Genomic DNA, 22,946 nt, shown 5'->3' on the forward strand with positions numbered 1-22,946 from the left:
AACCGACAATAAGAAATACCGCTAACTCTTTTTTGAGAGTGCTGGAGCCTTTGGTAATTCTGGCTGCATCTTTTTATATTTCAATGACAGCCCGCTGACTTTATCCGCAGGAATACGGTTGTCCTGTTCCAACCGATAAGGATGACCATTCCATTTCTCAAAGCAGGACTGCCAGTATTCAAACGTCCGCAGATCGTTTGGTGCTCCCGAACACAGGCAGCTGTCAACGTCAAAAAGCGCACAGCGCATACCGAGTGCGATGGCCTCATAGATGAGGGTATCAATGTAAAACTCACCGTTGATGCAGCCATCACGCGAAATCAGCCGCGCCACCGCACGGTGGAAATCTTCTGCTCTACGAAAAGTAAAAGTTCCCAAAACCACAGTATCTGAGGCAGAGTTACTTAAAGGCATTTTTACCCAAATGGTACGTATCAGGCCATTTTCAGCATCGATCCAGCCAAACATCTGGGGATAAGAAGCCACATTAGGGTAACCACGTACACCCCGGACGATAACATCAATCGTCGGGTCATTGACCAACTGCTGAAATTTATTGGCATCATAAAGTGCGGCGTGGTCGCAGGTACCGGTGGTAATGGCACCAGATACAGGCTTGCCCTGTTCTGCTAATGCCTCAAAGTCAATCAGCGCAGGGCAGGCCTGATCTTCTGTCACTTTATCAATTGTTTTGATAATGGCATCAGGGTAAAGCGCCTTCAGCTCTGATGACACAGCCTGATAACCTTCCATGCCCTCGCGTAAAACAAAAACATGCTGCTGCGTCGCAGGCAAATCATATGCAGCCTGAGCAACCATTGGACGTCCTGATACCGGAATAAGCGGTTAAGAGCCTGTCTCAACAGGGCTTTATTCCAGACAATAAGACCACGGGAAAAATGCAACAGGGCCCCGTCATTCTCAGACGTCTTTTCCCGTCGGGTCAGGGGCCGGCGAAACCGGTTCATCCGGCTGTGCGTCCTCCCGACGACCCGGTGACTGGCCATGAAGTTCGTGGTTTACTGGCATCTCATTCCTCTTTACGGGGCGGGATATAAGGCTCGTCACGACGGCTCAACCGGTCTGTTTTCAGCCCGGGCGCTTCGTCGCCTTTGTCCGGGCAGCGTCCGGGTTTTTGCCCCGGACGCCCCGTCTGAAGAGCACCGGGTGTGTCCGCCACCAGTTTGATGTCATGCCGGTTTGCTGCTGCGACCCGTGACAGAGGAAACCAGCCGGCGTCTGTCATCAGACTGGGCTTTACGCCCTGTTTCCCTGTGTCCGTGGGGTAGCGTCCTGTTTTTTGTCCCGGCAGCGGTGATGTTGTCATACCGCCATCCACCGATAACCATGAGCAGTCCGTGCCGTCCGGGTGTTCACAGGCCAGTAATCCGTTCTGCCAGAAACGCCCGAAGACACCTGCGTCTCTCCGTTCCCGGAAGCGCCGGTGCGCAGAATCTGATGAACCTATCCCTGTGGCATTGAGTGCATTCCACTGACAGGCTGTGCTGGGGACGAAGAAAATGGCGTTCATTGCGGCCCGATTATCAACACGTTTTCGGCGTGTACCCGGAGGATGGCGGGTTTTGTGTTCCGGGATAAGCGGGGCCATTTTGTCCCGGAGTTCATCGCTAATCTGCCCTTTACTGCCTGCCATACTTTGCCCTCAGATATGACCGGGGTGCATTATACGATGACGCCTTTTGGGACAGACTCTTAGTCAGGGTATAGCCCTCCCTGCTGAAACGCTGTCCAAGGTCCGCCATGGGAATAACAATGGTGCCCTGAGGAGACGGTTGTATTTTTCCAGACTCAATGGATTTGTGGAAAACATTTGACCAGACATTGTATCCTGCAAGATCTTCTGGGGTACCCCACTGCATAAAATGCTGAACAGGATAGACCACCACAGGCTGTTTATTCGCTAATAGTCGCTTATATGCCAGGTTGACATAATATTCTCCGCCAATATTCAGATTCTGTTCAGGCATGGTAAAAAAGGCGTCAATATTATTTTCGCCGTGGCGAAATAGCAGGCGCCGCTTGAAGCATATTCTTCCATGTGGTTATCGGTGTAGGGCCGTTTTTCCTGAATGTCATCCATCCGTCCATCTGTTTCGCGTATGTAAGCGTAATTTGTCGTACCGAGAGTGTGCGGATAAAATCCTTTATAGGCGGGTACAGCACCTGCACAAGCGTTTTCTTTAACGAAGGTTTAAAATATGTCCAGTCCCAACAGCAGGTAACATCGCAATAATTAACCACAACAGGTTTTGAAGGATCGAGCAGTGCTTCACAGGACGCGATTTTATCCGGGCAGTAAAAAACCACCTGCATAGCAGGTGGCATTGATTTCACCCCACAGGGGCGCACTAAGTCCAGACTCAGAGAGCCTTCCCTTCACACTGCTTTCAGTGGAGGCTAGCTCTCTTCAACTTCATGTTTTTCCTGATACTTCACGTACTTTCTTATCATTTCTTCATTTATACCTACGGTATCGACACAATAACCTCTTGCCCAAAAACCATTCCCCCGCTGCTTGTTCTTACGCAGGCAGGGAAATTTACTGAACAATCGAAGGGCTGTTTTACCCTTTACGTCGCCTGTTACATGGGAAATCGAAAGCCGTGGAGGCACTTTTACCCGCAAATGGACATGGTCTGTCTGGTCATTCAGCTACACTACTTCTACCCCGGGCTGCTCACCTGAGATCCTTATCGGCTTACAGACCTCTTTACCAACATTGTTCCTGAGGATGCGAAACCGGTACCTGGGTGTCCATACGATATGATATTGACAACACCAGAGCACATGAGATGCTTTCTGGAGTCTACTCATGGTTAAATCCCTGACAGTTATGGGGACAACAGATTCGGATTTTCCCATGAGTAGCATGACTGGCAGAGCCAACTTATTGCTGACCACCTCCACAGGAGGTGGTGTTCATGCAGGGATGAAAAAGCTCCCCGAAGGAAGCTTTTTCATAAACGATATTTTATTCCAACCATTCAGTATGGAATACACCTTCTTTATCGGTACGCTTGTAAGTATGCGCCCCAAAATAATCCCGCTGCGCCTGAATCAGATTAGCGGGAAGCACTGCTGAACGATAACTGTCGTAATAAGCGATGGCTGCCGAGAAAGTTGGTGTAGGTATACCATTCTGCACCGCCCAGGCGACGACATCTCGCAGAGCTTGCTGGTACTCGTCCGCAATGTTTTTGAAATACGATGCAAGTAACAGATTGGCGATATCAGCATTGTCAGCGTAGGCATCAGTAATTTTTTGCAGAAACTGGGCACGTATAATACAGCCAGCGCGGAAAATTTTAGCAATCTCACCGTAATTGAGATTCCAGTTATTTTCGCCTGACGCTGCTTTCAACTGAGAAAAGCCCTGAGCATAAGAGACAATTTTACCCAAATACAGGGCACGGCGTACTTTCTCAATAAATTCAGTTTTATCACCTGAGAAAGCGTTGACCTGAGGCCCGCTCAGTACCTTTGAGGCCGCTACGCGCTGGGCTTTCAGCGACGAAAGGTAACGCGCAAATACCGATTCTGTAATCAGAGACAGTGGCTCCCCGAGATCCAGAGAGCTTTGGCTTGTCCACTTACCTGTGCCTTTATTCGCTGCCTCGTCAAGAATGACATCGACAAGGTACTGACCACACTCATCTTTCTTAACGAATATCTCTTTCGTAATATCAATTAAATAGCTACTAAGCTCACCGTTATTCCATTCAGTGAAGGTTTTCGCCAACTCGTCATTGGTCAGATTTAAGGCATTTTTTAACAGAGAATAGGCTTCCGCAATAAGCTGCATATCACCATACTCGATACCATTATGTACCATTTTTACATAGTGGCCCGCGCCATCAGGGCCGATGTAGGTTACACAGGCTTCACCTTCTGCACGTGCAGCAATCTTATCGAGGATAGGCGAAACCAGTTCGTAAGCCTCTTTCTGCCCACCTGGCATAATTGATGGGCCTTTTAATGCACCTTCTTCGCCACCGGAAACACCCGTCCCGATGAAATTGAATCCCTGGTCGGATAGCTCACGATTGCGGCGAATGGTGTCTTTATAGAAGGTGTTACCGCCATCGATCAGAATGTCACCTTTGTCGAGGTGTGGGGTCAGAGATGCAATGGTTTTGTCAGTTGCTTCACCAGCCTGAACCATCAGCAGGATACGCCGGGGTTTCTCAAGAGAATCAACAAACTCTTCGATGGTGTAGTAGGGGGCCAGCTTTTTGCCTGCGTTCTCAGCGATAACCTCATCCGTTTTTTCACGAGAGCGGTTAAAGATGGATACGGTGTAGCCACGGCTTTCAATGTTGAGAGCCAGGTTACGTCCCATTACTGCCATACCTACAACGCCGATCTGTTGCTTGGACATTACATACTCCTGTCTGAAGGACACCCACGGCGTAAATCAGATACGCCGTATAACAAAGTGTGAAACATGTTAACTCAGGATAGCCGATGATAGGTAGTGATTGGTGTAATTGGTAATATTTCTTTAAAAATAACAAGTTAGAAAGCTTTAACTCCTTTAATCAACAAGGGTAACCGCACCGTTTTCAGACTAAATCAGCTTTATTGATGTGAGTTTTAAAATACAAGGGCAAGATCTCGTCCGGTTTTCCGTCCATTTTAACCGTACCGTGTTCAAGCCAAAGTATTCTTGTACACACCCTGGCCATCAGTTCATAGCTGTGGCTGGCAAGGATCAGGATTTTCGTCGCGTTAATTATGTTGCTCAAACGACTTTCCGCTTTTTCTTTAAAACCTTCATCCCCTACGGAAAGCCATTCATCCATTAATAATATCTCAGGCGTAAAAATGGTTGAAACGCTGAAGCCAAGCCTCATTTGCATGCCTGATGAGTAAGTTCTGACTGGCATGTCGATGAAATCACCCAGATCGGTGAAAGCTATAATTTCATCAATTTTATCGGCAATTTCTTTTTTTCTGAGACCGAGCAACGCTCCGCGAATATAGATATTTTCCCGCCCGGTAAATTCCGGATTGATCCCTAATGAGATAGAAATAAGCGACCCGATTTCACCTTCAATCCTCGCCTTCCCGGTGGTCGGATGATAAACGCGGCTGAACATACGTAATAACGTTGTTTTACCAGCACCATTGTGCCCAATCAGACCTACACGTTCACCGTCATTAATTTCAAAATTAAGGTTATTCAGCGCTGAAACAACAACTTTCCCATTGCTCTCACCAACTTTTCCACCGGTGGCAAAATTTATAAAATTCTTTTTAATAGACCGTGACGCTGCATCAAATATAGGAAAATCAATACCTACATTACTAAATTTTATAATAGCCATAAAAACCCTACACCCAGTATGGAACGCGATATTTAAACTTACTGGTCATCATCGTGGAAAATGCGATGCCAATCACGGCCATGATTACTGTAACACAATATGTTGTTACGGAAGGAATCTGCCCCAATAACGGTGCACGCACAACATCCATCAAATGATAGAATGGGTTAAAATTAAGTAATGTTGCGCCAACTCTGTGAGTCAGAAGTTGTGGCATCCAGATTATTGGCGTTAAATAAAAAACAACCTGCATCAGGCTCATAATGATTTGGGTCATATCACGAAAACGTGCGCAAATCAGCGCCAGTACCATTAACAGCCAGGAGACATTTAAAGCCAGTATGACAAAACCAGGGACAACCAGCAGAACATTCCAATTAATCCCCTTTGATACAGCAAACAACACTAAAGGAAAAATAACAATATTGTGCATAAAAATAATGAAATTCTTCCATACTACTCTTAATACATGCACATGCAATGGGACAGGAAGCTGTTTAATTATTCCTTCTGCTGAAATCAGTGCATCGCAACCTTCAGTAATACAGCCCGACAAGAATCCCCAGATGACCAGACCCAGCGTTAAATAAGGCAGAAAATCATGCAGTGGCGTTTTGAACAGATTAGCAAAAACCATCCCCATGGTAGTAATCATTACCGCCATGCTGATAGTTATCCAGAATGGACCTAAACGCGAACGCTTATAACGTTGTCGAATATCCTGACCGCCCATTACCCGTACAATATGGAAAGATCTAAGCGTGCTGACAAGATCGTTAATGCCAGGTGAATTTCGAAAAAAAGACATTTACAAAATACCCCAGTCGTACGCTTTTCGTTTCATACCGAAAAGGAATTTTCCACCTGACAACCGGCTCATCATCAGCGTCATAAATTCATCCTGTTGTGACTCATCAATCTGATCTTTTAACTTGAGTAAATCGCTAAAATTACATACGGATCGATAGATTAAATCAAGCTTAATAATTGGTAACCCAAGATAATGCAGAGCAATACAATTATTATGAATCTGTGAACCCCTTGTAAAGTCGTCAAGGTATATACTCATCAGACGCCTTTTCAGCACATTACCATGCGGGAGCGCCTCAAAGTTCACACCTGTCATAAATGTAGCAAAACTCACAAAATCTATTTTTTCTTCAACGATCTCATCATCATTTTTGTCATTTCTGCGTCTTCTTACTTCTATTTCCTGATTGGGTCTCTCAGCATCATCTAAATCTTTCAGATATTTTCTATAATATGACTTCAATACAAAATCTGATTCAAAATACTCGATCAGGAAACGAACGCTCGTCCAGTATCGGCGATCACCTTCACGACGGAAAACAAAATAATTTTTAAATAATGACTCGTCCTGAGTAAGCACTTTTTCAAAATAATTGACATCATACAATGCCTTAAAGTTTTCTTCAGTACTAACTAAAGATTTCAGTACCAAGCTAAGTTTAAACTCACCCCGCTTAATAACAAAAGGTCTTACATTCGATAATTTATAGTTTTCCCAGAAATCCCTGAATTTATCTTTACGGATAAGATTGCCAGTAACGGAAATACAAAATGACCCAAGATGGTGAGAGATTTCTCTGTTTTCAGTTGCACCCAACACTTCAGTCTCTGTGTTATAAAGTTGGGAGATAAAGCGCTTTAATCCCCTTTTTGAAAAGAACACACTGTCATTAATGATCAACAGTCTTTGACATTTTTCGGCAATTTTATTCTGATAAATATAATTCATGCCTGTTTTATAACTACCAAAATCACGACCAAAGTTATCACGTTCGATATAAACATCGATAAGTTCAGGTTGATAATTTTCAGCACTTAACCTGAGCGTATTTACTGCAACAATATAAATTCCCTGTGACTTCGCTTCTTTAAGTAATTCAATTGTATCTCTTCTCAGTTCATTTTTTTCATACAGGGCAAGCAACATTACTTTGCCTTCAGAAAACTCTGCCTTATGAACAACATTATGGATTTTCTTCGTTTTTATATCATCGCAAACAGACAGAAAAGCATAGTAACTATAGAAAAAGATCTTCATAGCAAGATTATAAAAATATCTCACAATACCTTTCATTTTTTCACCGTAATAATGGTTTGCATGGTTTAAAATAATTTTCCAAACGCATTCATGATATAGAAAAAGCAAGTTTCAATTACAGACTGGCGATAACTCCGGCAAGCATGAAAACATCGTATTCTGGTAAAAACGCTTTTTCCTCTACAGCTGTAGAAGTGATCGAGAATTTTCTGACTTTGACGAGGTAGCTCATTATAGTAAAAATTCAAGCTACGTTGATTAATCCTGTTCCATTCTGCGAACTGCCCTTGATATAAGCGCCATAAACGTTCAATTTTAGACAGCACGCCGAGATTGCTCCCTACTATATTGTTCGAATGTTGCCGATAAAGTATCTGTGGTTCAGGATCATAAATAGTCATTCCACCAAAAGCGGAACAAATCAGATAGAGATACCAGTCATGGGAAACAATAGAAATAGAGTCAGGCAATGTCTGAATTTTTAGCTTCAACGCATGGTTGAATAGCATGGTGTTGCCACCAGAAAAGCTCTGCAGAAGTGCGTTTTCTAACCTGAATGCCCGATTAAACATTGCTGAACAACCAATAACTTCTTTATGTTCATTGATTAATCTTGTACGGCCACCGTATAGAATAAATTCAGTGGAGGCATTTTTTTCAGCCTCTTTAACGGCGTCTACCGCTACTTCCAGCTTGGTTTCCAACCAGATATCATCCTGATCGCTGAAAGCGTAGTAACGTGATTGAATGTCAGGATTTTTGATAAGAGAAAGAAAATTTTCGGCGAAGCACTTTGAAGGCCCTTCCAGTAAAACCAGTTTATTTACAGGCAATTTACTCTGATATTCACTGATAATATTCAAAGTAGAATCAGTAGATCCATCGTCAGATATATAAAGCGTCCAGTTTTTATATGTTTGTCTTATAATAGAGTCAAGTTGTTCTTGAAGGTATTTCTCACCATTATAACTACATAAGAGGATGCTAACATTATCATCATTTAACATTTCATTGCCACATTATACTGTCATTGAGGTCATCAAAAGATATTTTCTTCAACTCTTAATATCGTTCTTGAATCGTTAACCATCATCATGGTTAATTGATGACCAGAAATGAATGATTAAGCGTCATCAATCAATGAACTTATTAAAAATAGGTTGCTTCATTGAATGACTTTCCTACCATGTCTTTTGCAGAGAGTAAAGGTGTGCTTGCTGATAACAGTGGCCATTCAATACCGATTTCAGGATCGTTCCAAAGTAAAGTATGTTCATGAGCCGGATTATAGTAATCAGTGCACTTATAAACGAACTCAGCTGATTCTGAGGTGACATAGAATCCATGTGCAAAACCTTCTGGCACCCATAACTGACGTTTATTGTCAGCAGAAAGCAACACTCCAACCCACTGACCAAACGTTTCAGATGATTGACGCATATCAACTGCTACGTCAAAAACTTCTCCGGCAACAACCCGGACCAGCTTCCCTTGCGTATTCTCAGTTTGATAATGCAGGCCACGGAGAATACCCGGCGCTGACTTAGAATGATTGTCCTGAACAAAAGAACGTGGCGAGACCAGCTCTTCGAATTGTTTTTGTTGCCACGTCTCCATGAAAAAACCACGCTCATCACCAAACACGGCGGGTTCAATGATTTTCACTTCAGGGATCTTCGTTTCAATCACTTTCATTATCAGAATCTTCCTTCTGCTAACGCCAGAAGATATTTGCCATATTCATTTTTACTGAGCGGTTTTGCAAGATGACGGAGCTGATCCACATCGATAAACTGCAAACGGAACGCAATCTCTTCAGGACAGCACACCTTTAATCCCTGCCGTGTTTCTATAGTCTGGATAAAGTTATTCGCTTCCATCATGCTTTGATGCGTACCGGTATCAAGCCATGCATGGCCACGTCCCATGATCGACACAGACAACAACCCTTTTTCCATATAGATACGATTAACATCAGTAATTTCCAGTTCACCGCGCACCGAAGGTTTGAGTGATTTGGCAATTTCCACCACGCTGTTGTCATAAAAATAAAGACCCGTTACAGCATAATTACTTTTAGGATGCTCAGGTTTCTCAACCAGCGAAATGGCCTTACCCTGCTCATCAAATTCGACAACGCCATAGCGCTCTGGGTCCTGAACATGGTAAGCAAAAACGGTAGCGCCCTGTTTCTTCTTACAGGCCTCGTAGAGCTGGCTGCTCAAATCATTGCCATAGAAAATATTATCCCCCAGGATCAGGGTACAGGAATCTTCACCAATAAACTCTTCACCAAGAATAAACGCCTGTGCAAGGCCATCCGGGCTTTCCTGCACTTTATATTGAATAGATAATCCCCACTGCGAACCATCACCCAGCAAACTTTCGAAGCGTGGCGTATCCTGCGGTGTACTGATGATCAAAATATCACGAATGCCGGCTATCATCAGTGTGCACAGAGGGTAATAAATCATCGGCTTATCATAAATAGGTAGCAGTTGTTTACTGACTGCCATGGTTACCGGGTAGAGCCTTGTCCCAGAGCCGCCCGCGAGGATAATACCTTTATTCTTTGTCATAATGCCTTACACCCATTGAACAACATTTATCTATGCCGAACATAATTTTAGCCAATGATTTCAGAAAGCATTCGCTCAACACCTACCCGCCAGTCCGGCAGGATAAGCCCAAAACGCTGCTGGAACTTAGTAATATTAAGCCGGGAATTTGCAGGGCGCCTGGCTGCAGTTGGAAAGGCGTCAGTGGTAACCGCATTGATTTTACGCACTTTGAGTGCAAGACCTTTTTCCCTTCCGACACTAATAACATAAGACGCATACTCATACCAGGTCGTGGTACCATTTGCAATCAAATGATAAATACCTGAAAAATAAGGATTATTTTTAGCCTTGCGCAGAGCGTGGGCAGTACAGTCTGCGATCAGTTCTGCACCGGTAGGTGCCCCAAATTGATCGTTTATAACTGAAAGTTCATCTCTGTCGGCTGCCAGCTTCAACATTGTTTTGGCAAAATTATTGCCTTTGGCTGCATAGACCCAACTGGTACGAAATATCAGGTAGTGACTACAGGTATTGACGATGGCCTCTTCACCCTCCCGCTTGGTTTTACCATAAACGCTTAAAGGGGCAGTGGCATCATCTTCAGACCAGGGTGTTTCTCCCTCACCATTGAACACATAATCAGTGGAATAATGGATCAGCAGCGCACCCACTTTTTCAGCAGCATCCGCCATTACCGCGACCGCTGCAGTATTAAGCGTTGCCGCAAGCGCTGGCTCTGATTCTGCTTTGTCAACGGCAGTATGCGCCGCAGCATTGACAATCACATCTGGTTTAAGGGCATGAATTGTTGCTGCAATGCCGGTCGGATTTGCCAGGTCACCGCAGAAATCAGATGAATGGCGATCCAGAGCGGTCAGTGTGCCAAGCGGTGCCAGTGCACGTTGTAACTCCCAGCCTACCTGACCATTTTTGCCCAGCAAAAGGATTTTCATTAGTGACGCTTCTCGTAATTTTGTTCAATCCAGCTTTGATAGGCGCCGCTTTTTACGTTATTGATCCACTCGCTGTTGTTCAGATACCACTGAATGGTTTTGCGTAAACCACTTTCAAAGGTTTCCAGTGGCTTCCAACCCAGTTCCTGCTGAATCTTGCTGGCATCAATCGCATAACGGCGATCGTGTCCCGGACGGTCATTTACATAAGTAATGAGATCGGCATAACGTCCTTCAGTGGGTTGCAACTCATCAAGCAGCGCACAAACCATTTCAATCACATCCAGATTTTTCTTCTCGTTGTGCCCACCAATATTGTACGTGCTCCCGACTTCTGCTTCGGTCACAACCTTGTACAGCGCACACGCATGATCTTCGACGTAGAGCCAGTCGCGAATCTGATCGCCTTTGCCATAGACCGGCAAAGGCTTTTTCTCAAGCGCATTGATAATAATCAGCGGGATTAATTTTTCCGGGAAGTGGTATGGTCCATAATTATTGGAACAGTTGGTGACAATAACTGGGAGCTTATAGGTTCGGCCCCATGCTCTCACCAAATGATCGCTTGCTGCTTTAGTCGAAGAGTAGGGACTACTGGGGTCATAAGGCGTGGTTTCGGTGAAGAGAGGAAGATCGCCACTCATTTCATCAGGGTGAGGTAAATCACCATAAACTTCATCTGTAGAGATGTGATGAAAACGGAATGCCTGTTTTTTTGTATCATCAAGCGTATTCCAGTATTGGCGAGTCGCTTCCAACAGACTGTACGTTCCAACCACGTTGGTTTGTACAAAATCGGCTGGACCTGTAATCGAGCGGTCAACATGGCTTTCCGCCGCCAGGTGCATAATAGCATCCGGCCGCAATCTATTCATGACGTTTAACAGAGCGTCTGTGTCACAAATATCAAGCTTCTCAAAATGGTAACGTTCGCTGTTACTGGCATCTTTAATGGACTCAAGATTGCCCGCGTAGGTCAATTTATCCACGTTGATAACGGAATCCTGCGTGTGCTGAATGATATGTCTTACAACTGCTGAACCAATAAATCCAGCACCGCCAGTGATCAAAATCTTCATAGCAAGTCTCTAAAACAAAAGTGATTTGGAACAATAACCTAAAATTATTGGGTATTATCTGTATATCAGTAGCATAGATTTCAGGCATGCTACCGCCCCTGAGTAAGCGTCTCAGAGCGCATTATGAAATTGTGAGTCAGATCACAAGCAACGTTTTATCACTCGCTGATATCTGCCGCTGCCGTACTAGCCTGACACCAGAACAGTTCCTGTTATATAAGCAGATTAGAACATAACAGGGTTTAGCGTCATATCGGCTGATTCTAGCATTCTGCAATTATGAAACCTAATTAAAATAAGGATTTTCGGCACAAGCTACCTGAGGTTAATCTACCGGTTAATCCTAACGCGCTTTTGTAAACCCAGACTGTACAGATTAGAAAACAGGCAATTCCAAATGGTTGCGTGACCGCATAACAGAAAAGATAAATCCCAACAGATAAAAGTACTGGTTTTCCAGCGGGCGATGGTCGTTTAGAAAATCTGGCTTAATAGCAATGCCTGACGCCATTGCAGCAAACATTTTGGGGTTCTACGCCGGAACCCCAGATTTTTCTGTTATTCCAGTTTCAGCACGGCAACCAGCGCGTCCAGGTCAATAATTTCATCGCTGCTCTGGAAGGTATAATGTCCGTTCAGCAAAATGTGCTGCCAGGCCACCGGCGATATCCGGGACAGAGCCTCAATGTCTTTGACATTGCCTTCCGCTTCCAGTCGTTCCAGTAATCGTGACAGAATTGCGGAGTTGTAATAAATGATCGCGTTGGAAATCAGCTGCCCGCACTGGTTGCTGAACTCTGTTTCAGTGTCATTTTTCCCAGTTAACTGCTTCTTACCGCCGACTTTGGCAACTGCTGCACGCAGCTGGTGATAAGATTCAATGCGGTTCTGGGAGCGACGGATGTTGCGTTCCAGCTGCGGATTGTGCAGATACTTCAGCGTGTAAATACTGCGAACCAGCCGATCGTATTCAAATATCGCCTGTCTTGTTAGGTTGGACGTTGTATATGTACATAACTTACAGGTTAGCGTTCACTGCGTCATTTCTTTCAGTCCCAGTGTGGCGACGATGCGATCAAGATTGTTTTTTCGCGAATGATAATGATAAGGTCCAGATCAATCTGCCCGGCAGGCTGGATCTGGCACTTCTTATATGTCGAGGGATCTCTGGTGCAGTACAGCTCCTGCAGTTGCTTGTTCAGGTCGGTGAAATGAGATTCAAAACGAAGGCCAGGCCAGTGCAGGATCGCAAAATTGACCTTGTTGATGCTGTGCATGTCACCGGTAATGGTCGTGGGTTTCACTGCTGAAGTGTCAAAGATATGGTGGCTTTCGTAGTCATTTGTGCCAATCAGGTATCCGTTAATTGGGATGTGGTTGCACAGCAGCGCGCAGGCTACCATGCCTTTACCACGACCAAAATATTTACGTGAATACCGTGCTTTCACTGTCGGACGCTCAACACCAAATTTCTGCCCGTCAACAGCTCCATAAAGCGTCTCCGGATCAAACGAATAGCGCGGAAAAATCGGCAGTTCCTTAAGGGTATCAGTAATGCGATCATTGGCCGTGAGAAGCGACGCAAGGCGAAGATACTGCTCGTACGTGGTTTCCAGCACATGGAATGGAATATCGCTGGTTCGCACCATCACATGGTTACCATGATTCATCGCCTGGGCAACGATGATCGCCATCAGGCTGTCTGCATCAGCTTCTTTTTTGGCTTAACGGGGTTGCAGCGGTTTCATCGTGGAGAGAAACCGACACCGCCCGTTAACAAAGCGGAAGACATCTGTCACATCGCAGAATGGCAGTTGCTCATAAAAACGCTTATTCTGCGCCTTATGAAGGCTGACCACTGATTTATGCCAGGTCAGCTTCTGCGTTTCTGTATCGTATTCCAGATGTTTCAGTTTCCCCTGCTTCAGCTCGCGGTTAAACGCTTTCCACTGCCGGTGCAGCTCGGATGACAGAACTTTTAGCTGTGTTTTAATGGACTTCCGCAGGAACGGGATGTTCATTTCCGCCAGCACCGCGGCCTGTTCCCCTTCCGATGCCAGTTCATCAGAAAGATGGCGATGTCGGAGGCTGTTGTTGAAGTGGAATTATCCCGACTGAAAACGCTTTCTTATCTGACGATAGAGCCAGAACTCATAGCGCCCGGCATTCAGGCCTGTGGGTTCACCATTTTCAGCGCATCCCAGCAGATACGGGTGCCACCGCGCCGGTAAGGTTTCCGGCGGGCATTCCTCAAGTGGCTGCTGCAAAAGAGCCTGCTTTTTGCTGAACACCATTCTGAGCCAGTTAAACGCCTCAGCCACGGGCTGTCCCGGACCATACTGGTGAGATCGAGCGAAAGATATAATGGTCGCAGGCGACGCCGTATTAATACCGTCATGCCATCCACGGCCTGCCACTGCAGCACCAGTCTGCTGGCAGGTTTTACACTCATACGCTGTACGGTGCTTTTCAGCGTCTCCCTGGACATTATTTTCCAGGCCCGGCGGCGGACTTCACCAAAGGTGGTGAGCTCAGGAACGCTGTCATCAACATAAAGCGACAGCAGACGCCCAATTTTAGACGTTTCGCGCCGGTTTTTTTCCTGCATATCAGCCATGAGTTGTCTGGCCACGCGGCGGCTCTCATCCTCAAGCTTTTTCATATGGAAAAACATCGCATCCATCAGGTTATCGCTGAACTGACGGTAACGAATCCATGCATAGCACAGCAGCTAAAAGCGGGTCTGATCGGGCTTCATTTTACGGAGATCATAAACGGTATAGAAATTCGCCAAGCTGACGTGTTAAAGCAGATTCTGCTGGGAAATATGCAGTGCCGGCAGGATGTCGCAGGCTTTACAGTACGAATGGCTCCAGTATGGCCCGTTTTTCCCGTTCCTGAACCATCTGGCACCAGCCGAAATCACGTGCATCCTGTCTGAGGATCGCCAGCCGGGAAAGAGTATCATCGCGTTCAATCAACTTGTTCAGACCATCGATGATGGTGTCATCAAGCTGCTCAGTGAGGATACACCCCAGCCGCTGCCTTTCATCAGAAAGAGTCCTGCTTACCCGATCCGGGAGCGTGGTGTAGCCGGGGCGGATGATTTTATTCGCATTGAGCCAGATGATCAGCTCAGTGACGAGAAAGCCGGGAGCGACATCGCGGTGAACAATGTGGGCGGCCTGCTGTTCAAGCGGTGAAGACAGCGCCGATGACCCGGGGCGGTAACCATACAGCGCGCAGATACTTTCCCGTTGAACATAGTGTTCGTGCTTAGTGAGAGGTTGATTATGAAGTGACTCACCCTGGAAATAACGACTCAGGACAACGTTGCTGTCGTCCTTAACATCATTCAATCCGAAGCGAAAAACAAGCAACTGAATGTGGATGATTTATCTGAATCAAACGATCAACTTCTTACTTTGGGAAAAAGTATCGTAGATGCCTCCCCGAAAAACTCAAAAGGACAAATAATTGAAAGTCAGTTAAGAGTAACTGAGGGGTATCTTTTAAAAAAATTCAGTTAATATCAAAGGAGAAGATAGAGGGCTAATCATTGAAAATGGTAAGTATTTTACTTATATCAATGGTAAGCACCGAAGAATATATTACTCTTAGTCGAATTAGTCCGAATCAGCATGGTATATACCATAACAAGTAAACAGTTCGGTGAACTCTTTCATGCAATAAAAATCGGTGATCAGTTCTATCGTTACATTCCAGCAAATGAATAGAGATATCAGCTTAAGTGGTGTTATAAAAACCGATAATGCTGGTATCAAGGTTTGATAAAAAATATTTTGTTGTCAATGAAAAGAAGAAATTATCAGTGAATTATTCACCTTGCCTGCCGGGAAGATCACCGGACACATCGTGCTTGCATTTTTCTAAAGGGCTGACAAAAAATCTTAATGCGAGTAAGAATGGCATCCCAGAAAATAAAATTCAGGAGCTGAAGCCATCTGAAACACAACCGGGATTATATACGTCGGCGAAAGGGACATTTTACTTAAAATACAATAATGTTTATTTCAAATTAAGTGAAAGGTTTAATACGAAGGTTGATTCAAGATTTATGGTTACTGGTAAAAAAGATTGGGTCATAAAAAGATAACCCCGATTTTTTAGCAGAGAGAAGAGGGTGTTATATAAATACTCCAGAAGAAAATATGATGAAAAGTGCTGGAGTTTCAGGGAGGATGGCTATGCTGCATATAGAAATGCCCACTGACTTTACTCCTGTTGATCTTAAACGACAGTGTATAGTGGAACGAGAGCATGTATGGTCCGTTTGATTTGGACAAAAGATTCTCAGTCAGAAGATGGGGAACAAATAAAGAACCAGTTATGGTTTATCGGCAGGACAATCGTTCTCTTGATGAAATAATAGTAGTCGGAGGTTTTTATCCCAGAAAAGAAAAATTAGGTACAATTGAGGACAATATGACTGGTTCACATGATCAATATTCATGTTTTTCCACATCAATTAACAGACTGAAAAGTGTGTCTTATGGAAAATATCAATATACTATTTACCTGGAACCACACCAAGAGATCGATACTGCCGCAACCCTTAAAGTAAGTCACGGTACCCCATCTGATGGTGTTGAATTTGCCGTTCCGGGCATTATAACCCCAAGGAAAAAAGACGCTGTCCCAAAAAGCGTCATCGTATAATGCATCCCGGTCATATCTGAGGGCAAAGTATGGCAGGCGGTAAAGGGAAGATTAGCGATGAACTCCGGGACAAAATGGCCCCGCTTATCCCGGAATACAAAACCCGCCATCCTCCGGGTACACACCGAAAACGTGTTGATAATCGGGCCGCAATGAACGCCATTTTCTTCGTCCCCAGCACAACCTGTCAGTGGAATGCACTCAATACCACAGGGATAGGTTCATCAGCTTCTGCGCCCCGGCGCTTCCGGGAACGGAGAGACGCAGGTGTCTTCGGGCGTTTCTGGCAGAACGGATTACTGGCCTGTGAACACCCGGACGGCACGGACTGCTCATGGTTGTCGGTGGATGGCGGTATGACAACATCACCGCTGCCCAGGACAAAAAAACAGGACGCAACACCACGGACACAGGGACACAGGGCGTAAAGCCCAGTCTGATGACAGACGCCGGCGGGCTTCCTCTGTCACGGGGCGTCGCAGCAGCAGACAGGCATGACATCAAACTGGTGGCGGACACACCCGGTGCTCTTCAGACGGGATGCCCGGGGCAAAAACCCGGACTCTGCCCGGACAAAGGCGACGGAGCGCCCGGGCAAAACAGACCGGTTGGGCCGTCGTGACGAGCCTTATATCCCGCCCCGTAAAGAGGAATGAGATGCCAGTAAACCACGAACTTCATGGCCCGTCGCCGGGAGGACGCACAGCCGGATGAACCGGTTTCGCCGGACCCTGACCCGACGGGAAAAGACGCCTGAGAATGACGGGGGCCTTTTGTGTTTTTCCTGTGGTCTTATTGTCTGGAATAACGTTCTGTTGAGACAGGCGCTAAGGCAGAGCCAAAACCTGTTGATGACCACGCTCACAGGGTGTGGTTTTCAGTTAGCAATAAAAACATTCTCATTGACAATGACGTGTTCGTATGAGTCATATCTTTCAGATGGCGGAAATTTCGGCAGTTTCAGCGTAGGGCCCATTTTCAGGCAGGATGATGCTGTAGTTTTTATTGCGCCATCAGTTAATAATGCTCATCTCTTATCGTATAAAATTCGGCAGAAAAGGGAAAACTGTTTCGTGCCAGAATGTGGTTTAAAAATCCAGCTACGCAAGGTTAGACCACTCGTATCTTTCCCATTGTTGCAAGGAAGCATTGAGTTTATTTATGACCGGACTTAAATAATAAAGAATAAAAATAAACGGGCATATTTTATTAGTAAATTATATTACAAGATAATCACCTGCATTTATTAGTCATCAGATTCATGTTAAGGAAAAATCACAAAATTATCTGATTTTAAACATAATATAAAAATCATACTGTCCGTATTTTCGACTCAGAGGATATACAAGTGCGTCCTGTAAACCTGATACTCGCTGAATTAGCCAGTAAAACAAATCACACTACTGATACTGGTTAATTACCACCCTGTTAAGAATACTGACAGGACCCATTCTGAATTGCTATCCCACAAAGTAAAAACCACATATAAAGTGTGGTTTTTACCGCTTTGAACAGGGCTGACGACAAGAGAAAAGATTATTTATATCCGTTTGGATTGTGGCTCTGCCAGTTCCAGGTATCACGCATCATTTCATCAATTCCACGAGAAACGCGCCAGTTAAGCTCTTTATCCGCCAGTGAGGCATCAGCCCAGAATGCCGCAAGGTCGCCATCGCGTCGTGGAGAAATTTGATACGCAACCGAACGACCGGAGGCTTTTTCAAATGCCCTGACCATCTCCAGCACCGAATACCCTTCTCCTGCACCGAGGTTATAAGCTTTGTAACCTTTGATTTCAGGCAGATGATCCAGCGCTTTAAGATGCCCTTCGGCAAGATCCATTACGTGTATATAGTCACGGACGCCAGTGCCATCTTTTGTTGGATAGTCATCACCGAAAATACCCAACTTTTCCAGACGGCCAATAGCAACCTGAGCAATATAAGGCAAAAGATTGTTGGGAATACCATTAGGATCTTCACCAATCTGCCCCGACTCATGCGCACCAACCGGGTTGAAATAGCGCAGTGCAATAACACTGAGATCAGGATTGGCTTTTGCATAATCACGCAAAATAAGTTCCACCATCAGCTTTGAAGTACCATAAGGACTTGTGGTGCCACCGATCTGAGTGGTCTCAACATAAGGCACAGGCGCATCTGCGCCATAGACGGTTGCAGAAGAGCTGAAGATAAACTGATTAATGCCCGCCTCGCGCATCTCTTCAAGAAGCACAAGCGTACCCGTAACGTTATTCTGATAATATTCCAACGGCATACGGGTTGATTCCCCTACCGCTTTTAATCCGGCAAAATGAATCACTGCGGTGATATTATGCTGGGCAAAAAGATCGCGCAGACAGGAGCGGTCCAAAATATCGCCTTCGATAAACGTGGCTTTTTTACCCGTCAGTAGCTCCACCCGATTGACAGATTCGGCCGAGGCATTGCTCAGGTTATCCAGGACCACCACATCATCACCGCGTTCCAGCAGCGTCAGCACGGTGTGGGAACCAATGTAACCTGCACCACCCGTTACTAAAATAGCCATGCTTTCTCCTCGCAACCGCCCATTAATGTACGGCCATCATGATGATTAACAATTACTTAGAAAGAATTTTTTTGATTTCTTCGCGGAACTGAAGGCCCTGCGCGTTATTTCTCAGCCCCCATGAAACAAAAGCTTTCATATAGCCAAGTTTACGTCCGCAGTCAAAGCTGTTACCTGTCAGAAAATGTGCATCAACCGGCTGTTTTTTAGCAAGATTGGCAATGGCATCGGTGAGCTGGTAGCGGTCCCATGCACCCGGTTCGAGATTTTCCAGTTCGGTCCAGATGTCAGCAGAGAGCACGTAGCGTCCCACCGCGGCAAGATCTGAACCCAGCGCCTGTGCATTTTCGGGTTTTTCTACAAAATCAGTAATCTGGCTGGTCTGACCCGGATTATCCATCACGTCCTGCGTTTTAATGACAGAATACTCAGACAAATCGGCTTCAGGCATACGGTGCGCTAGTACCTGACTGCGGCCCGTTTCTTCAAACCGGGCAACCATCGCGGCCAGATTGTAACGCAGAGGGTCGGCAGTAGAGTCATCCAACAGCACATCTGGCAGGATAACCACAAATGCATCATCATGCAGCATAGGGCGTGCGCAAAGGATGGAATTGGCAAGACCGAGCGGCTGAGGCTGGCGCACGTTCATAATTGTTACGCCAGGTGGACAGATAGACTGAACTTCGCTCAACACCTGACGCTTCACGCGCGCTTCAAGCAGGGCTTCCAGCTCGTAAGAGGTGTCAAAATGGTTTTCAACCGCATTCTTGGATGCATGAGTGACCAGAACAATTTCCTTGATACCCGCCGCCACGCACTCGTCGACGATATACTGGATCATCGGCTTGTCAACGACAGGGAGCATCTCTTTAGGAATGGCTTTTGTAGCAGGGAGCATGTGCATACCCAGACCCGCAACGGGGATAACTGCTTTAAGCTTGGTCATATTTTTTCCATATAAATGAAGTAAAAAACGTCAATTGATTATGCAATAAATAGATGATTAGCCAGTATAATCTTAATCTGAAAATTTAGAAGCCAATGGTCCGTAAATTAATTATCTTTCTAAAGATTCAGACGATTAAGCAGGTAAAAAAAGTGACCTGATGAAAAGGTCACTTTTAAATATTACAAATTACTTAAAACCATCCACTGAACCACTCAGGTCTGATAAACAAATCGTAATAACTGATTAATCCCATTATTCCGACAAACACCACCGAAACTGAAATCCACTGGCGGGCATACGGGGCAAAACGAATGCCTATTACGGGTTTAATAAAAAACGGATGGACAAAGGTGGACATCAGCACCTGGGAGACAGACAGGGTTAGCGCCACATACCAGACGTTGGGATAGAGCCAGATGGTGGCCAGTACCAGCACAACAATAATAGTTGCGGCCACATTCCACCAAAATTCGATGTTGGTCTGCCCATTTGCCTGAGCAATTGCACCGGTCCATCCGCCTATTGGCCGCAGCATGCCAAACAGCAACATCAGTGGAATAAGTTGTGCAACTGTCTCATGCGCACTGCCATACAGCAACCTGACAATCACTGGCGACATAATTCCTATTGCCAGATACATCAGGCTGCTGAACAGCATAATCATGAAGGTCCCTTTCAGAAAAAGCTGCTGAAGCTGTGCGGGTTCATGCTGTTTTTCCGCAAAGTGAGGCAGAGCCAGCCGGTTAATCACTGGCGTAACCAGCTTCAGCGGCTGCAATACCAGTTCCTTAGCCAGAGAATATATCCCCAGCATATCGGCCCCCATTACTTTACCCACGATCACAGAGTCAGCCTGGGTTCTCAGCTGATTTATTGTCTGCGATCCTAACTGGTAAGCACCGTATCTGATTGAGCTAAAGAAGGTCGCCTTATCGAACTCAAAAGTAGGACGCCATGATTTATCTCCAAGGATTATCATCGATAAGATACGCAGCACTGCGCTGATGAACAAACCAAGAATAACCGCCGAAACGGTAAATGATGTTAAATAAAGCAAAGCGACGGTAAATAAAAACGCCACCAGCTTGGTAGCCATTTCTATTTTAGCCAACACCAGCACTCTTTTGGCTTTAATAAAATGTGCCTGATATTGCGACAATGAACCCAACACCAAAAAATTGAGGCTGGTGAGCATAATTAATCCCGTTAATTGTGCAATATGATAAAAACAGGCAATGGGCCACGCCAGCAAGATTAACAGTAACCCCGCTAATAAACTGAGAAAAACATTAACCCAGTAAATAGTGCTTTGCTCTTTACGGGTTATATTCTGACGGTGAACAATATAGCTGCTCAACCCCATATCCTGTAACACCATCGCTACCGCGAGAATGGCATTAATAATGGCGAGAATACCCAGCTCATGAGCTTCAAGCCTGCGGGCCAGCACGTTTAACTGAGCCACCTGAAGCACTGCGGCAAAACAGGTGCTGCCAAACACATATAGGGCCTGAGATTTAAAACTTCTCACGCAAATTCCTCCAGAAGCGTTGCCAGCTCCCGCCAGGCGATATGTTGGTTAAACTCTGTTTCCACTTTTTTGCGGGCTGCTGCCACCACCGGCTGGATATCCATTTCGCTGTTTGCCAGTTTTAACAATAGCTCGCCCAGCCCACGTCCATCACCCTCCGGGGCCAGCCACCCTGAGACATTGTGCTCAATTAACTCGGGGAGGCCACTGTGCTCGCTTGACACCACAGGCAATCCAACGGCCATCGCCTCCATCAGGGCAACCGGGATGCCTTCCATATCACCATCGGCCGCCGTCAGCGACGGCAGCAAAAAGATGTCGGTCTGGTGAAGATAACCTTTGATCTCTTCCTGCGGTTTGAAGCCAACCATGCTGATGCAATCTTCAAGATCTGCCGCACGAATGGCCTCACGCAGCGTTTCTTCCATGTCACCATTGCCAATAATGGTGTACTCGAAACTGGCCCCCAGCGCTTTAAGATAACGACAGGCTTCAACAGCAACCCCCAGCCCTTTTTTTTCCGTCAGGCGCGCTACCGAAAGTATGCGCAGTGGAGAATGCAGCCCTTCCCTGGGCTGAAAATTAAATTTTTCCGGTTCAATACCCATGCGTGAAACCTGAATTTTTTCTGGCAGGTACCCCATGGCAATCAGTTTGTTTTCCCACCGATGGCTGATCGGCAGAAGAAGGTCGGTCTGACTGAACAGATTAAGGTAATCAACCTTGTGCTCATCAAGGATATGGCGTCGGGAAATATCCACGCTGTGAAACACCGTGGCCTGCCTGCCGTGCAGCACGCCCAGCTCGCGTAGCTTGTTGGCCAGCACACCAGCATAACCAAAATGCACCAGAAACAGGTCGGCGTTAAAATGCTTTTCATTGCGCACAACAATCGCCGGGAGCAGCAGTTTACTCGACTGCTGTCCGTAACGCTTCACGTTGAGAGAACGCATCGTGCAGGGGTTGAGCAGTTTTGGCAGCAGAATCTGCAAGCGCTGCTTCAGCTTATCCGTACCGGAGGATTTGTCTTCAGGCAAAAGATAATGGGTTTTTTCAGCCAGATTATAGCGATCAAACGCGCCATGTCGGTGTGTCAAATCACCCGGGAAAACGGAAATAACTTCAACATCATAACCCTGGTCGATGAAATACGTCACCTGGTTGAGGACGAACGTTTCAGACGAAACGGGGAAACGCATAGTGAAAAAGGTTATTTTCATCAGA

Annotated in this window: 15 protein-coding genes and 4 pseudogenes; 2 read left to right on the forward strand and 17 right to left on the reverse strand. The window is 45.6% G+C overall.

Annotated features, from left to right (window positions below):
* Window positions 1-21: 21 nt before the first annotated feature.
* The 13 genes and pseudogenes from LU633_RS16490 to LU633_RS16550 all read right to left on the reverse strand — a co-directional run.
* Window positions 22-678 (reverse strand): glycosyltransferase family protein, encoded by a 657-nt coding sequence (locus LU633_RS16490; RefSeq protein WP_233481929.1) that lies wholly within the window; start codon window positions 676-678, stop codon window positions 22-24.
* Between the two features lie 182 nt (window positions 679-860).
* Window positions 861-1,654: pseudogene (locus tag LU633_RS16495) on the reverse strand (IS5 family transposase); the annotation flags it as partial.
* Window positions 1,655-2,418: 764 nt separating this feature from the next.
* Window positions 2,419-2,835, reverse strand: a pseudogene (gene tnpA / locus LU633_RS16500) (IS200/IS605 family transposase).
* A gap of 157 nt (window positions 2,836-2,992) precedes the next feature.
* The gene (gndA, locus tag LU633_RS16505; RefSeq protein ID WP_016189823.1) at window positions 2,993-4,399 is read right to left on the reverse strand and encodes an NADP-dependent phosphogluconate dehydrogenase; all 1,407 of its coding nucleotides are present in this window, start codon (window positions 4,397-4,399) and stop codon (window positions 2,993-2,995) included.
* 184 nt (window positions 4,400-4,583) lie between these two features.
* A complete protein-coding gene (locus LU633_RS16510) occupies window positions 4,584-5,348 on the reverse strand; it encodes an ABC transporter ATP-binding protein (RefSeq protein ID WP_016189824.1) in 765 nt (254 codons plus the stop codon).
* A 7-nt stretch (window positions 5,349-5,355) separates the two neighbouring features.
* Window positions 5,356-6,081: an ABC transporter permease gene (locus tag LU633_RS16515; protein ID WP_233480414.1), complete on the reverse strand. Its 726-nt coding sequence runs from the start codon at window positions 6,079-6,081 to the stop codon at window positions 5,356-5,358.
* Between the two features lie 75 nt (window positions 6,082-6,156).
* Window positions 6,157-7,452, reverse strand: a complete 1,296-nt coding sequence (locus LU633_RS16520; RefSeq protein ID WP_016189826.1) for a rhamnan synthesis F family protein — start codon at window positions 7,450-7,452, stop codon at window positions 6,157-6,159.
* A gap of 29 nt (window positions 7,453-7,481) precedes the next feature.
* Window positions 7,482-8,423, reverse strand: coding sequence for a glycosyltransferase family 2 protein (locus LU633_RS16525; RefSeq protein WP_046371948.1), 942 nt, complete (start codon window positions 8,421-8,423; stop codon window positions 7,482-7,484).
* 142 nt (window positions 8,424-8,565) lie between these two features.
* Window positions 8,566-9,111, reverse strand: coding sequence for a dTDP-4-dehydrorhamnose 3,5-epimerase (gene rfbC, locus LU633_RS16530; protein ID WP_016189828.1), 546 nt, complete (start codon window positions 9,109-9,111; stop codon window positions 8,566-8,568).
* 2 nt (window positions 9,112-9,113) lie between these two features.
* Entirely contained in the window at window positions 9,114-9,995 is an 882-nt protein-coding gene (gene rfbA, locus LU633_RS16535; protein WP_016189829.1) for a glucose-1-phosphate thymidylyltransferase RfbA, read from the reverse strand.
* 47 nt (window positions 9,996-10,042) lie between these two features.
* Window positions 10,043-10,930, reverse strand: coding sequence for a dTDP-4-dehydrorhamnose reductase (gene rfbD / locus LU633_RS16540; RefSeq protein WP_016189830.1), 888 nt, complete (start codon window positions 10,928-10,930; stop codon window positions 10,043-10,045).
* Window positions 10,930-12,009, reverse strand: coding sequence for a dTDP-glucose 4,6-dehydratase (gene rfbB / locus LU633_RS16545; protein WP_016189831.1), 1,080 nt, complete (start codon window positions 12,007-12,009; stop codon window positions 10,930-10,932). The genes rfbD and rfbB overlap by 1 nt, the downstream gene beginning before the upstream one ends.
* A gap of 558 nt (window positions 12,010-12,567) precedes the next feature.
* Window positions 12,568-15,380: pseudogene (locus LU633_RS16550) on the reverse strand (Tn3 family transposase); the annotation flags it as partial.
* Between the two features lie 910 nt (window positions 15,381-16,290).
* Between LU633_RS16550 and LU633_RS16555 the strand changes: the two are divergent.
* Together LU633_RS16555 and LU633_RS16560 are read left to right on the forward strand one after the other, a co-directional pair.
* Window positions 16,291-16,689 carry a hypothetical protein gene (locus LU633_RS16555; RefSeq protein ID WP_016189838.1) on the forward strand — a complete coding sequence of 133 codons (399 nt, stop codon included), beginning with the start codon at window positions 16,291-16,293 and terminating at the stop codon, window positions 16,687-16,689.
* Window positions 16,690-16,718: 29 nt separating this feature from the next.
* Window positions 16,719-17,507 (forward strand): annotated as a pseudogene (locus tag LU633_RS16560) (IS5 family transposase); the annotation flags it as partial.
* 718 nt (window positions 17,508-18,225) lie between these two features.
* Here LU633_RS16560 and galE read toward each other — a convergent pair.
* The 4 genes from galE to LU633_RS16580 form a co-directional block, all read right to left on the reverse strand.
* Entirely contained in the window at window positions 18,226-19,239 is a 1,014-nt protein-coding gene (gene galE / locus LU633_RS16565) for a UDP-glucose 4-epimerase GalE (protein WP_016189842.1), read from the reverse strand.
* Between the two features lie 52 nt (window positions 19,240-19,291).
* Window positions 19,292-20,188, reverse strand: coding sequence for a UTP--glucose-1-phosphate uridylyltransferase GalF (gene galF, locus LU633_RS16570; protein WP_016189843.1), 897 nt, complete (start codon window positions 20,186-20,188; stop codon window positions 19,292-19,294).
* A gap of 193 nt (window positions 20,189-20,381) precedes the next feature.
* Window positions 20,382-21,722 (reverse strand): oligosaccharide flippase family protein, encoded by a 1,341-nt coding sequence (locus LU633_RS16575; protein ID WP_016189844.1) that lies wholly within the window; start codon window positions 21,720-21,722, stop codon window positions 20,382-20,384.
* Window positions 21,719-22,942: a glycosyltransferase gene (locus tag LU633_RS16580; protein WP_016189845.1), complete on the reverse strand. Its 1,224-nt coding sequence runs from the start codon at window positions 22,940-22,942 to the stop codon at window positions 21,719-21,721. Before LU633_RS16580 ends, LU633_RS16575 begins: the two co-directional genes overlap by 4 nt.
* Between the last annotated feature and the right edge of the window lie 4 nt (window positions 22,943-22,946).

It is taken from the genome of Erwinia tracheiphila (assembly GCF_021365465.1).
GTDB classification, from domain to species: Bacteria; Pseudomonadota; Gammaproteobacteria; order Enterobacterales; family Enterobacteriaceae; genus Erwinia; species Erwinia tracheiphila.

Coding starts and splice junctions, on each gene's coding strand:
- LU633_RS16555 (WP_016189838.1), top strand. CDS start 16,291: ATGTATGGTCCGTTTGATTTGGACAAAAGATTCTCAGTCAGAAGATGG.
- LU633_RS16525 (WP_046371948.1), bottom strand. CDS start 8,423: ATGTTAAATGATGATAATGTTAGCATCCTCTTATGTAGTTATAATGGT.
- gndA (WP_016189823.1), bottom strand. CDS start 4,399: ATGTCCAAGCAACAGATCGGCGTTGTAGGTATGGCAGTAATGGGACGT.
- LU633_RS16520 (WP_016189826.1), bottom strand. CDS start 7,452: ATGAAAGGTATTGTGAGATATTTTTATAATCTTGCTATGAAGATCTTT.
- rfbB (WP_016189831.1), bottom strand. CDS start 12,009: ATGAAGATTTTGATCACTGGCGGTGCTGGATTTATTGGTTCAGCAGTT.
- LU633_RS16515 (WP_233480414.1), bottom strand. CDS start 6,081: ATGGGCGGTCAGGATATTCGACAACGTTATAAGCGTTCGCGTTTAGGT.
- rfbA (WP_016189829.1), bottom strand. CDS start 9,995: ATGACAAAGAATAAAGGTATTATCCTCGCGGGCGGCTCTGGGACAAGG.
- galF (WP_016189843.1), bottom strand. CDS start 20,188: ATGACCAAGCTTAAAGCAGTTATCCCCGTTGCGGGTCTGGGTATGCAC.
- LU633_RS16580 (WP_016189845.1), bottom strand. CDS start 22,942: ATGAAAATAACCTTTTTCACTATGCGTTTCCCCGTTTCGTCTGAAACG.
- galE (WP_016189842.1), bottom strand. CDS start 19,239: ATGGCTATTTTAGTAACGGGTGGTGCAGGTTACATTGGTTCCCACACC.
- rfbC (WP_016189828.1), bottom strand. CDS start 9,111: ATGAAAGTGATTGAAACGAAGATCCCTGAAGTGAAAATCATTGAACCC.
- rfbD (WP_016189830.1), bottom strand. CDS start 10,930: ATGAAAATCCTTTTGCTGGGCAAAAATGGTCAGGTAGGCTGGGAGTTA.
- LU633_RS16510 (WP_016189824.1), bottom strand. CDS start 5,348: ATGGCTATTATAAAATTTAGTAATGTAGGTATTGATTTTCCTATATTT.